10 protein-coding genes are annotated in these 12,677 nt (G+C 65.9%); 7 read left to right on the top strand and 3 right to left on the bottom strand.

Annotated features, from left to right (window positions below):
* Both BLW05_RS30830 and BLW05_RS30835 read right to left on the bottom strand, forming a co-directional pair.
* A partial coding sequence (locus BLW05_RS30830) for an electron transfer flavoprotein subunit beta/FixA family protein (protein ID WP_093167866.1) occupies positions 1-743 on the bottom strand: 743 nt, incomplete at its 3' end.
* Between the two features lie 360 nt (positions 744-1,103).
* Positions 1,104-2,927 (bottom strand): acyl-CoA dehydrogenase, encoded by a 1,824-nt coding sequence (locus BLW05_RS30835; protein ID WP_093167868.1) that lies wholly within the window; start codon positions 2,925-2,927, stop codon positions 1,104-1,106.
* 221 nt (positions 2,928-3,148) lie between these two features.
* Here BLW05_RS30835 and BLW05_RS30840 point away from each other — a divergent pair, with 221 nt between their 5' ends.
* Genes BLW05_RS30840 through BLW05_RS30860 form a run of 5 tightly spaced genes read left to right on the top strand, consistent with a single transcriptional unit; the run spans position 3,149 to position 8,822 of the window.
* On the top strand, positions 3,149-3,958 hold the full coding sequence (locus BLW05_RS30840) for an enoyl-CoA hydratase/isomerase family protein (RefSeq protein WP_093168010.1): 810 nt from the start codon (positions 3,149-3,151) through the stop codon (positions 3,956-3,958).
* Between the two features lie 28 nt (positions 3,959-3,986).
* On the top strand, positions 3,987-5,165 hold the full coding sequence (locus tag BLW05_RS30845) for a lipid-transfer protein (protein ID WP_093167870.1): 1,179 nt from the start codon (positions 3,987-3,989) through the stop codon (positions 5,163-5,165).
* 7 nt (positions 5,166-5,172) lie between these two features.
* A complete protein-coding gene (locus BLW05_RS30850) occupies positions 5,173-6,282 on the top strand; it encodes a CaiB/BaiF CoA transferase family protein (protein ID WP_093167872.1) in 1,110 nt (369 codons plus the stop codon).
* A gap of 34 nt (positions 6,283-6,316) precedes the next feature.
* Complete coding sequence (locus BLW05_RS30855) at positions 6,317-7,363, top strand: DUF1214 domain-containing protein (protein ID WP_256330567.1); 1,047 nt, start codon at positions 6,317-6,319, stop codon at positions 7,361-7,363.
* 28 nt (positions 7,364-7,391) lie between these two features.
* Positions 7,392-8,822: a DUF1254 domain-containing protein gene (locus BLW05_RS30860; RefSeq protein ID WP_093167874.1), complete on the top strand. Its 1,431-nt coding sequence runs from the start codon at positions 7,392-7,394 to the stop codon at positions 8,820-8,822.
* Between the two features lie 68 nt (positions 8,823-8,890).
* Here BLW05_RS30860 and BLW05_RS30865 read toward each other — a convergent pair whose 3' ends face one another.
* Complete coding sequence (locus tag BLW05_RS30865) at positions 8,891-10,072, bottom strand: alpha/beta hydrolase family protein (RefSeq protein WP_093167876.1); 1,182 nt, start codon at positions 10,070-10,072, stop codon at positions 8,891-8,893.
* A gap of 208 nt (positions 10,073-10,280) precedes the next feature.
* Here BLW05_RS30865 and BLW05_RS30870 point away from each other — a divergent pair, with 208 nt between their 5' ends.
* Complete coding sequence (locus BLW05_RS30870; protein ID WP_093167877.1) at positions 10,281-11,906, top strand: wax ester/triacylglycerol synthase family O-acyltransferase; 1,626 nt, start codon at positions 10,281-10,283, stop codon at positions 11,904-11,906.
* 14 nt (positions 11,907-11,920) lie between these two features.
* Positions 11,921-12,640, top strand: coding sequence for an SDR family NAD(P)-dependent oxidoreductase (locus BLW05_RS30875; protein ID WP_371126991.1), 720 nt, complete (start codon positions 11,921-11,923; stop codon positions 12,638-12,640).
* Positions 12,641-12,677 lie beyond the last annotated feature (37 nt).

A 12,677-nucleotide genomic window follows, 5' to 3' on the forward strand; every position in this document is an offset into this window, starting at 1 on the left:
ACCTTGGCTTCGTTCTTCAGCTTGTCCACCAGCGTGGCGACGTCGGGCACCTTGATGCCGGCACCGCGCTTGGGAGGCTCGGCCACCTTCAGGGTTTTCAGGCGCGGCTTCACATCGACGCCGAGGTCCTCGGGCTTGACGGTGTCGAGCTGCTTCTTCTTGGCCTTCATGATGTTGGGCAGCGTCACGTAGCGCGGCTCGTTCAGGCGCAGGTCGCTGGTGAGGACGGCCGGGAGCGAGAGGGAGAGGGTTTCCAGGCCACCATCCACTTCACGGGTGACGCTCACCTTGTCGCCCGCGACCTCGACCTTCGAAGCGAAGGTGGCCTGGGGCAGATCCGCGAGAGCCGCCAGCATCTGGCCGGTCTGGTTGTTGTCGTCGTCGATGGCCTGCTTGCCGAGGATCACGAGCGAGGGTTGTTCCTTGTCCACCAGGGCCTTCAGGAGCTTGGCAACCGCGAGCGGCTGGAGCTCTTCCGAGGTCTCCACGAGGATCCCGCGATCAGCACCGATGGCCATCGCGGTGCGCAGCGTCTCCTGGCACTTCGCATCGCCGCAGGACACGGCGATGATTTCCGTCGCCACGCCCTTCTCCTTCAGGCGAACCGCCTCTTCGACGGCAATCTCGTCGAAGGGGTTCATGCTCATCTTGACGTTGGCCAGTTCGATGCCCGAGCCATCGGACTTCACCTGCGCCTTCACGTTCGCGTCGATCACGCGCTTGACTGCTACCAGGACCTTCATTTGTTGCTTCGTCTTTCCATGGGATTGCTCCGATTCCGGAGCGTTGTCGATGTCACGAGGTGACGATAGCCGCCGATCTCTGTCCTCCACCCACCATTTGTGAGGGGGGAGGAGGAGGTCTTCGAGGCAGGCCCCCCTCCTTAATGGTGGGGACGTGCGGTCGGTGCGGCGGCTATCTTTTGCCTATGACGCGTCTTGAACGCAAATCGCACTCACAGCCCAAGGAGATTCGAAGATGGCGCTACTTCGTCAATGTCTGATGGAACTCCGCGTGAGGCGCCGCGAATGGACCTCGCCGGAGGACCTCTGGTGCGATGCGGGGCCCGGTGGCGCGGACAGCGCCACCGGCCTGCCCGCCGCTCAGAGCCAGTGTGCGGGTGTGTTCAGCGGCGTGCGCTCGACGGGATCGAGCACCGCCAGCCAAGCGGCGACCTTGGGCATCTCCCAACCGAAGAAGTAGTCACAGGCGGCGAGCTTGCCGCGATGAAAGTCGCTGGCCTTGGCGCCATTGAGCAAGTCGGCTGCCGCGAGCGCCTGATCGAGCCACAGCCAGCCGACCACGACATGGCCAAAGGCTTCGAGATAGGGGCCGGCGTTGGCGAGTTGCAGTTCGGCATCGTCCAGCGCGTGAAGTTGACGCGTGATGGTCCACAGCTTCTCCCAGGCCGCTTCCAGCGCGCGGCCATGGTCCCGGAGGGTCTGCACGCGCACCGCGGCGTTGACGCTAGTTGCGATGCGCGCCGACAGCAGTTGCATGGCGCGGCCCTGCTCGACACGTGTCTTGCGTCCCAGCAGATCGATCGCCTGGATGCCGAAGGTGCCTTCGTGGATCGGGTTGAGCCGGTTGTCGCGGTAGAACTGTTCGACGTTGTATTCACGGGTGTAGCCGTAACCGCCGTGCACCTGGATCGCCAGTTCGTTGGCGACCAGGCCCCATTGCGCAGTCCAGCTCTTGGCGATCGGTGTCAGCAATTCGAGCAGCAGGTGGGCGTCGTCGCGCGCGGCCTGATCCTCCAGCGAATGCACGTCGTCGTTGAGGCGCGCCGAGTACAGGCACAGCGCCAGCGCGCCGGACGCATAGGCCTTCTGCGCGAGCAACATGCGTCGCACGTCGGTGTGTTGAATGATCGGCACCGGGGGCGACGCGGGATCGCGCTGGCCGCGCGTGCGGCCCTGCGTACGCGTCTTCGCATAGTCGAGTGCGTGCAGATAGCCCGTATAGGCGAGGGCGGAGGCCGTCAGACCCACTCCGATGCGCGCCTCGTTCATCATGTGGAACATGTACGCGAGGCCCTTGCCGGGCTCGCCGACGATCTCGCCGATGGCGCCGGCCTCGCCTTCCGGCCGAAACTTGCCTTCGCCGAAGTTGAGCAGGCAGTTGACCAGTCCGCGCTGGCCCATCTTGTGGTTCACGCCTGCGGGCACGACGTCGTTGCGCTCGCCCAGGGTGCCGTCCTCGTTGACCAGCCGACGTGGCACGGTGAATAGCGAGATGCCCTGCACGCCGGGCGGGAGCTGCCCGTTGGCATCGGGGATCTTGGCGAGCACGAGATGCACGATGTTCTCCGACACCTCATGGTCGCCGCCGGAGATCCACATCTTGTTGCCGAACAGTCGATAGCGGCCGTCGGAGACAGGCACTGCCCTGGTGCGAATGTCGGCGAGGCTGGAGCCGGCCTGCGGCTCCGAGAGGCACATCGTGCCGAAGAAGCGCCCCTGTGCCATCGCAGGCACGTACTTCGCCACTTGCGCCGGCTCGCCATGCGCCATCAACAGGTTGGCGTTTCCTATCGTGAGATAGGCATAGCCCGCGGTCGCCACATTGGCGCCCATGACGTAGGCCATGCCGGCACGCTCCACCACGGAGGGCAGGCCCATGCCGCCCCATCGCTCGGGAAAGGCCGCGGACATGAGCCCTGCCTCCGAGAACGCGCGCATGGCCACGCCCACTTCGTCGATGACGGTCACCGACTCGCCATCGAACGAAGGTTCCTGGCTGTCGTTCTTCTTGTTGTGCGTGGCGAACAGGTCGGTGGCGATCCGGGCGTAGGTGTCCAGCACCGATGCGTAGTCGAAGCGGTCCTGTCCGGCAAAGCGGGGGCGATCGGTGAGGGCCTCGACCTTGAGCCAGTCGAAGAGCAGGAAATCGAGGTCGTTGCGGGAGAGGATGAGTTCTTGAGTCATACGGGCGGGGGCGACTCGCGGTCGCGACTTGAGGCAGCCCGCAAGGAGACCACAGGACCCCCATGTCGCGCCCCACCCAAAAGTGAGGGGCGGCAAAAGTGCCGTCGGCGACTCGCCTTCGGTGGTGCGACGGGCCCTCCCCATCCCCAAAGGGTGGGGAATTCCGCGACTGCGATCTCTAACCTGAGCGCATGTCTATCCAGCAACCGAACAAGAACGAGATGAGCGAAGAGGTCCTGATCTACGAGAAAGTGGGCAAGACAGCGGTCATCACGTTGAACCGGCCCAAGTACAAGAACGCGCTCGATGATTCGCTGCGGGCGGCGATGCCTGCGGCCATTCGCGCCGCGCGCCAGGACCCGTCGGTCGCCTCGGTCGTTCTGACGGGCGCTGGCGGGAGTTTCTGCTCTGGCGCGCAACTATCCATCAGCGGGGACGGGATCGAAAAGCCCTTCGCTGTTCGGGAACTGCTGCTCGACGCCCATCGCTGGTTCGCGGAACTGGCCGATCTCGAAAAGCCGGTGATCTCCGCAGTCGACGGTTTCGCCGTGGGCGCAGGCTTCTCGCTCGCGCTCGGGGCCGACTTTGTTGTCGCCTCCGACCGTGCGAAGTTCGCGGCCAGCTTTGCACGCGTGGGGTTCGTGCCGGACCTGTCGCTTCTGCATGTGTTGCCGCGGCTCGTGGGCCTCGCCCGCGCGAAGGAGATCGCGTTCAGCGCACGCGACATCCCTGCCGACGAGGCGCTGCAAATGGGTCTGGTGCAGGCCGTGGTCCCGGCAACGCGCCTGCTCGACACGGCGCTCGCATTTGCTCGCCGCTTCGACGAAGCACCCACGCACGTGCTGGGCCTCGCCAAGAACATCCTGAACCGGTCTTTCGAGACGGATCGATATGGACTGGCGCAATGGGAAGCCGCGCTGCAGGGGATCCTGGCCGGCAGCAACTATCACGCCGAGGCGCTCCAGCGCTTCCTCTCGCGCAGCACACCTGCCTATGGCGGAGCGCATCGCTTCGAGGCCTCGGGGCTGTGAGATTTCAAGCATTCAACAGGAGCAATACATGACAAGCAAAGTAGTGGTGGCGGGCGTCGGGATGATCCCGTTCAAGAAGCCGGGCCAAAGCGAGACCTATCCTGTGATGGGTGCCGAGGCCGTGCGGCTCGCGTTGGCGGACGCCGGCGTGGGCTACGACGCCGTGCAGCAGGCCTATGCCAGCTACATCTTCGGTGATTCCACCGCCGGCCAGCGCGTGCTGTATGACGTGGGCATGACCGGCATCCCCGTGATCAATGTGCACAACAACTGCGCGAGCGGTTCGTCCGCGCTCTACCTGGCGCGTCAGGCCATTGCCGGCGGCGAGGCCGACGTCGTGCTGGCCTTCGGCTTCGAACAGATGAATCCGGGCGCCCTCGGCGACATGTACACCGACCGGCCCGCGCCTCTCGAGCTGTTCCAGAAGGCCTGCGCCAGCGTGGTTCCCGAGGGCGTGGCGCCTGCGCTGCGCCTTTTCGGCGCAGCGGGCCAGGAGCATATGCAGCGCTTCGGCACCTCACTGGAGAGCTTCGCCAAGATCCGCGCCAAGGCCAGCCGCCACGCGGCGAACAACCCGTTCGCGGTGTTCCGCAAGGTCGTCAGCACCGAGGAGGTGATGGCTGACCAGGTCATGTGGCCCGGCGTGATGACGCGCCTGATGGCCTGTCCGCCGACCTGCGGCGCGGCCGCCGCGGTGCTGTGCAGCGAGGACTATGCGAAGAAGCACGGTCTCGACGCGCGCGTGTGGATTGCAGGCCAGGCACTGGCAACGGATGGCCCCGAGACCTTCAACTCCGGCGACATGCGCCACCTCGCTGGTTTCGGCATGTCGCGCGCCGCGGCAAGACGTGTGTACGAGATGGCCGGTATCGGCGCCGAGGACGTCGACGTGGTCGAGCTGCATGACTGCTTCGCGCAGAACGAACTGCTGACCTACGAAGCGCTGGGCCTGTGCCCTGAAGGCGGCGCGCAGAAGTTCATCGACGACGGTGACAACACCTATGGCGGCCGCTATGTGGTCAACCCCTCGGGCGGCCTGCTCTCCAAGGGCCACCCGATCGGCGCGACAGGTCTCGCCCAGTGCTACGAGCTGGTGTCGCAACTGCGGGGCACTGCCGAGAAGCGCCAGGTGCAAGGCGCTCGCGTGGCGCTGCAGCACAACGTCGGCATCGGCGGTGCCGCTGTCGTCACGATGTACCGCATCTGAGCTCGTCATGCGTGCAAGTCGGGTCGGTCCGCTGGCGGGCCTCAGGGTCCTGGAGATCCACGGCATCGGGCCGGCGCCTTTCTGCGGCATGCTGCTCGCGGACCTCGGCGCCGATGTGGTGCTGGTCGACCGCTCGACACCAGGGCCGGACGAGCGCGATCTCGGTCGGCACGCCGTCACGAACCGTGGCAAGCGTTCGATCGCGCTCGACCTGAAGACGCCCGAGGGTGTGTCGACACTGCTGCAACTCGTCGAGCAGTCCGACGCATTGATCGAGGGCATGCGCCCCGGCGTGATGGAGCGCCTGGGCGTGGGGCCCGATGTGTGCCTCGCGCGCAATCCGAAGCTCGTCTACGGCCGCATGACCGGCTGGGGCCAGTCGGGGCCCCTGTCGCAGGCGGCGGGCCACGACCTCAACTACATCGCGCTCTCGGGCGCGCTGTGGTATTCGGGCCAGCCCGGTGAGCCCCCGATGACGCCGCCGAGCCTGGTGGGCGACATGGGCGGCGGGGCGATGTACCTCGCGGTCGGCCTGCTGGCCGCGTTGATGCACGCCCGCGCGACCGGCGAGGGTCAGGTCATCGATGCTGCCGTCGTCGACGGCAGCGCCCATCTGATGAACCTGCTGATGGGTCTGAAGTCCGCCGGCCAGTTCAGCAACGAGCGTGGTCGGAGCTTGCTCGATGGCCCGCATTGGTACCGCAGCTATCGTTGCAAGGACGGAGGCTTCATCACGGTGGGCGCGCTCGAACCGAAGTTCCATCGCGTGCTGATAGAGAAGCTCGGTCTCTCCGGTGATCCCGTCCTCGCGAGCCAAGGAAGTCCGGGGTGCAGGCCGCAATCGCATCAGGCGTTCGCGGAGCTGTTTGCCACGCGCACGCGCGATGAATGGTGCGCGTTGCTCGAAGGCACGGAGGCGTGCTTTGCGCCGGTGCTCGATCCCGACGAGGCGGCCGAGCATCCGCACATGGCCGCGCGTGCCGTTTACACGCGCATCGACGGCGTGCTCCAGGCCAGCCCGGCGCCGCGCTTCTCACGCACGCCCGGCGCCGCCGGCGCGGTGCCGCAGCGCGGCCAGCACCAGCATGAAGTGCTTCGGGACTGGCTCAATGCCTGAAGTGCAGAACCACAAGGAAAGTAGCAGGAGACACATGAAGATGAAAAAACATTCGCGCTGCGCATTGGCCGTGCTGGCTTGCGCAGCCTCGCTGACCACGGCGTCGGCCCAGCCGGACTCGGCGAAAGAGCCGGCCGTGGCCGTCACCCCCGACAACTTCATTCGCGCCGAGACCGACCGCTATTTCGGCAACATCGCGTCGTACGCCTTCGGCAAGCTCAGGCACTACCGCGACTTCGTGCCGCTAGATAAGGTGGCCGTCGTGCGTATCAACCGCGACACGCTCTACTCGGTGGGCGTGTTCGACCTCGACGCAGGGCCGGTAACGGTGACGCTGCCCGATGCGGGCAAACGCTACATCTCGCTGGTCGCCTACAACGAAGACCACTATGCATCGCCCGCGATCTACAAGCCGGGCAGCTACACCTTCACCCGGGATCAATTGGGCACCCGCTACGCGATGTTCGGGATTCGCGTGCTGTTCGACCCGACCGATGCGGACGACCGCAAGCGGGTCCATGCGCTGCAGGACGCCATCAGCACGCGCCAGGATGGCAACGGCCGCTTCGAGGTGCCGGCGTGGGACCCGGCGAGCCTGAAGCGCATGCGCGAAGCCCTGTTCGAGCTGGGAAAGACGGTGCCTGATTCGCGGGGCATGTTCGGCACCCGCGAGCAGGTCAAACCGGTGAGGCACCTGATCGGCTCCGCCATCGCATGGGGCGGCAACCAGGAGAAGGACGCGCTCTATCTCAACGTGACGCCGAGCCGCAACGACGGCGCCACCATCTACCGCATGCATGTGAAGGACGTGCCGGTGGACGGCTTCTGGTCGGTGAGCGTGTACGACGAGAACGGCTTCTTCAAGCCAAACCCCTACGAGGCCTATGCGCTCAATGACCTCACTGCCAGGCGGAGTGCCGACGGCTCGGTCGACATCCAGTTCGGTGGCTGTGACGGCAAGATCGCCAACTGCCTGCCGACGATGCCGGGCTGGAACTACATGGTGCGGCTGTACCGCGCCCGTGCCGAGATCCTGGACGGAAGCTGGACCTTCCCGCAGGCGCAGCCCGTGGCACGCTGAAGCCGCATCCATCATTCGGATCGAGACCATGTCGAAATTCCACAGGATCGCAGCCTTCTTCATGCTGCTCGGCGCCATGCTGTTTCCCGCCATCGGCGGCGCGCAAGCCATCGCGCTTTCCGCCGACGAAGCCCGCGCCATCGCCAAAGAGGCGTACATCTACGGCTATCCGATGGTGGACCATTACCGCATCCAGCATTCGTACTTCGTCGATCGCGGCGGCCCCGAGTACAAGGGTCCCTGGAACCAGGTCCACAACACCGCGCGGGTCTACACGCCCGACGACCGCGCGATCCAGTCGCCCAACTCGGACACGCCGTATTCCTTCATCGGCGCGGACCTGCGCGCCGAGCCGCTGGTGATCACCGTGCCGGCGGTTGAGGCGGGCCGCTACTACTCGCTTCAGTTCGTCGATGCATATACGCACAACTTCGCCTTCCTGGGCAGCCGCACCACGGGCAACGGCTCCGGGCGCTTCCTGCTGGCGGGGCCGCAATGGTCGGGCGAGAAGCCCGGGGGCGTCACCTCGGTGATCCGCTCCGAGACCGAGTTCGCCTTCGTCATGTTTCGCACCCAGCTCCTCGGCCCGCAGGACATCGGCAACGTGAAGAAAGTGCAGGCGGGCTACCGCGTGCAGACCCTGTCGTCCTACATGGGTCGGACCGCGGCGCAGGCGCCTGCCGTCGATTTCCCCCGGCCGCTGTCGGTCGCCGAGCAGCGCAACTCGCTCGAGTTCTTCAACCTGCTGAACTTCGTGCTGCAGTTCTGCCCGCTGCATCCGAGCGAGCAGGCGCTGATGCAACGGCTAGCCCGGCTCGACGTCGGGGCGGGGCGGCACATCGACATCCGGGCGCTGTCGCCCGAATTGAAGGCAGCCATCGAAGCCGGCATGACCGACGCCTGGCAGGCACTCGCCGTCCTTGACAGGCAGTTGGCCTCCGGTGAGATCACCAGCCGCGACCTGTTCGGCTCGCGCGAGCACCTGCACAACAACTACCTCTACCGCATGCGCGCCGCAGTGGGCGGCATCTATGGCATGGATCAGGAAGAGGCCCTCTATCCCATCTACTACGTCGACGCCACCGGCCGCAAGCTCGACGGCGCCGACCGGCGCTACACGATGCGCTTCGCGCCGGGTCAACTGCCGCCGGCGAACGCGTTCTGGTCGTTGACGATGTACGAGCTGCCCTCGCGCACGCTGGTCAGCAACCCCCTCGGCCGCTATCTGATCAACTCGCCGATGCTGCCCGAGTTGAAGCGCGACGCCGACGGTGGGATCACGCTCTATGTGCAGCACGACTCGCCCGGCAAGGACAAGGAATCGAACTGGCTGCCTGCGCCGGAGGGCACGTTTTTCGCGGCGCTGCGTGTGTACTGGCCCAAGCCCGAAGCGCTGAACGGCGAATGGAAGAGGCCTGCGCTGCAGCCGGCGGAGTCGGGCTCGATCACGACGCCATGACAGCCCACCTGCTGTCCGGTGCGGCCGACCGGAGCAGGTGGCGCACGCAATGTCGACCTCGGACGCAACTACAGCCCGCTCCAGCGCCCGGCGTGCGCGCGCATGCGGCTCAGGTATTCGCGGCGCCCGAAGTGCAGCAGGTGGTTGCCCGCGAACCAGTGCATCGTGCTGCCTGGCCAATGCCGATGAAGCAATTCGACATGATGTGGCTCGGTGACGCGGTCGCCCGCCCCGCCGATGATCATCACCCGTTCCCCGGCCATCGGTGACACATAGCTGAGCGGGTTGTGCACTGCAACCAGTCCGCGCATCTCGGTCGTGCTGACACCCTGGCTTCGCATCAGGCTCGACAGCAGCAGGCCGGTGGGCTGCCAGTCCAGGAAGGCGTCGATCGGGCTCACCGCGGGCACCACCGGGATGCAGTAGTCGATCCGATCATCGACGCTCGCCAGCAGCGCCGCCGTGTAGCCGCCGAGCGAGATCCCCGCGACGCCTATCCGCTCGACCCCGCTCGCGCGCAGATGGTCGATGAACACGCGCAGGTCATGGATGGCGAGCAGCGTCACCTCGTTGAAATGCAGCATTCCGTTGCCGAACACGCCGTAGCCGTTGAACGGCAGGCACGACTCGGCGCGTGGCCCGTGATGCGGGAATGTGAAGAAGAGGATGTCATGGCCGGCGTGATAGAGCGTCTGGAGCGCCAGCGCGTGGGCGTTGAGCCACGGCATGTCGGCTCCGAACCCATGGACGACGATCAGCGTCGGGCGCGCCCCGTCGCCGTGGCACCAGTGCTCGGCATGCGAGACGGCACCGCGCCTCATGCGAGCGAAGCCAGGTGCGGCGGCCGGATTCAGCGGCGCGAAAGGGCTGGTGAAGCGCAGCCTTCTGCGCTTGACCGGCGCGCCATCCGATTCGATCGAAGCCAGGGGATGTTCGTCGATGCGGATGTCCTTCGGTGGCGCCGCGAACACGCGCGAGGCATCGCCGGCCCGTGCCAGCGGCTCGTAGAAGCGCAGCGCCGCGAACTCCCGGGCCGTCTTGCCAGGCTCGGCCAGCGAGGTTGCCATCGCCATGGCGACCGCGCCGGCGAGCGGCACCCGTGCGAACCATTCGAGGGCAGAGACGCCCTGCACCTGCAGCCAATGGCGTGCGTCCAGGCCGGTGTCGACTGCGCTGGGGCGAAAGTCGTCCGGCAGGTTCTCCCACCAGGCGGTATCCGATGTGCGGTTCCGTGCTCGTTCAGGGTTCATCGGTGTGCGTACGTGTCGTGAGTTTGCTTATGCATACGTCGACCATAGGAGCAATGCCGCTGACCGTGCCCATCCTTTTGGAATGGGGCAGCGTGAATTCGTGCAGGGAGTGTGGCGCGGATGGTAGTTAGCCCATCCCAAAGGGGCGGGGCCGCACGATCCACTCTCTCCTACGATCGAATGAGACCTCCCATCCATTCTCAAAGCCATGACCAATCGACTCACGGGCCAGGACGCCATGTTTCTGCACGCAGATCTTCCGCACGCCGCTTCGCACGGCACGATGATCTACATCTACGACCAATCGCCCCTCGGCGGAAAGACACTGGGCTTTCGCGAGATCGTTCGCCACATGGAGAGCCGCCTCGATGCTTCGCCGGTGTTGCGGCGCAAGATCGTGCAGGTTCCCTTTGGCCTGGGCTATCCCTTCTGGGCCGAGGACGAGCTGTTCGACATCGACTTCCACGTGCGCCATTTCGCGCTGCCCAAACCGGGCGACTGGCGGCAGTTCTGCATCATGGTGTCGCGCATCCACGCCCGCACGATCGATCTCGCGCGGGCGCCGTGGGAAATGTATGTGATCGAGGGCCTGGACAACATCGAAGGCATTCCGAAGGGCAGCTTCGCCGTCCTCAGCAAGATCCATCATGCAGCCATGGACGGTACCGCAGCCACCGAGCTGACCTGGGCCCTGCATGACGTGCAGCGCGCGACGGGCCAGGCCGAGCCGGTGGTCGATGTGTCGCGGCCGATGCCACAGCAGACCTTGAGCCTGCGGTCTTTCGACACACTCACCAATGCCGTCACCGAAAACCTGCTGGCGACGGCCCGGATGGCGCTCCCGCTGGCGCAGGCCCTGCCGGGCCTGACAACGGCCGGCCTGCGCCTGCTGCAGCGAACGCGAAGCGGCGTTGACCTGATCGCTCCGCGCACGCGCTTCAACGGCGACGTGACGGCAAGCCGCGTCTGGGACTCGGTAACGCTCGATCTGGCGGAGGTCAAGCAGATCAAGAGCGTGGTGCCCGGTGCCACGGTCAACGATGCACTGATTGCGCTGATCGGCGGCGCGATGCGCCGTTACCTGCAGGCGAAGAACGAGTTGCCCGCGAAGTCGCTGGTGACGCTCGCGCCGGTGAACACGCGGCCGGAAGGTGCAAAGGAGACCGCCAGCGGCAACACCATCTCGATGTTGCGCTTCGCGATGGGAACCGACATCGAGGACCCCATCGCCCGCCTCGAGGCCGTGCGTGCCGCCACCATGGAGTCGAAGGGAATCCAGAACGCCATCGGCGCGAAGCACCTCACCGACCTGCAGAAGTTCGCGCCGCCCGCCACGCTGGGACTCGCGGGCAAGCTCGCGGGGCTGACCGGATCGGGCGGCAAGGGGATGATGCCGATCCACAACTGCCTGGTGACCAACATTCCGGGGCCCGCGACGCCCCTGTACATGCTTGGCGCGAAGCTCGTGCACTGGGGCGGCGTCGGACCGGTGACAGATGGCATGTCGCTCATCTGGAATCCGTCGAGCTATTGCGGAAAGGTGTTCATCTCGCTCACGAGTTCGCCCAACGTGGTGCCCGATCCCGAGTTCCTGGCGCATTGCGTGAGGGAGTCATTCGACGAGATGAAGGCGGCTGCAACGGCCATTGCCGAGAAGTCACCGCATGAGGGAAAGGTGGCTGCAGTGAAGAAGGGGCCCGCCAAGAAGGCTCCGGCGAAGAAGGTCACGCCTAAGGCTGCGGCGGCGAGCAAGGCGCCGGCAAGGAAAACCGGCGCCGCGCCGAAGAAGATCCGGTCGACCAAGGCCGCACTGTCTGCGGGGGCTCAACAATGAAGACCGGAGCCGTCATGGACCTGGGCGCCAAGCTCGCGGGCAAACGGGTTCTGGTGACGGGGGCTTCGTCGGGCCTCGGCGAGAACTTCGCGCGATTGGCTGCCCGCTGCGGGGCCAAGGTGATGATCGCGGCGCGGCGCAAGGCCAGGCTCGAAGCCCTCGCCGAAGAGCTCGGCAGGCTCGGATCGCCACAGGTCACCGTTGTCGAGATGGACGTCGCTTCCGAGGCATCGATCGATGGCGCCTTTGCCGAAATCGATGCCTCGGGCGACATCCTGGACGTGGTCGTCAACAACGCCGGCATCGCCGGCGAGGGCGCGGCGCTCACGTTGCCGACACAGGACTTCGATGCAGTGATGGCCACCAATGTGCGCGGCGTCTGGCTGGTCGCCGTGCAAGCTGCACGCCGCTGGAAGCAAGCGCGTCACGTTGGCTCGATCATCAACATCGCCTCGATCCAGGGCGAGCGCGTGATGCCGGGCATCACGCCATACTCGATCTCCAAGGCCGCGGTCGTTCACATGACCAAGAGTCTTGCCGTCGAATGGGCTCGCTACGGCATCCGCGTGAACGCGATCGAGCCTGGCTACATCGGCACCGAAATGACGGACGGGATGTGGGAAAGCGAGCAGGGCAGGGCGATGATCCAGCGCATTCCGATGCGCCGGCTCGGCAAGCCGAAGAGCTCGACGGCCTGTTGCTGCTCCTGGCGACCGATGCCGGCTCATGGATGACGGGTGCCTGCGTACCGGTCGATGGCGGGCACCTCTG

The organism is Variovorax sp. YR216 (assembly GCF_900107745.1).
Classification (GTDB): domain Bacteria; phylum Pseudomonadota; class Gammaproteobacteria; order Burkholderiales; family Burkholderiaceae_C; genus Variovorax.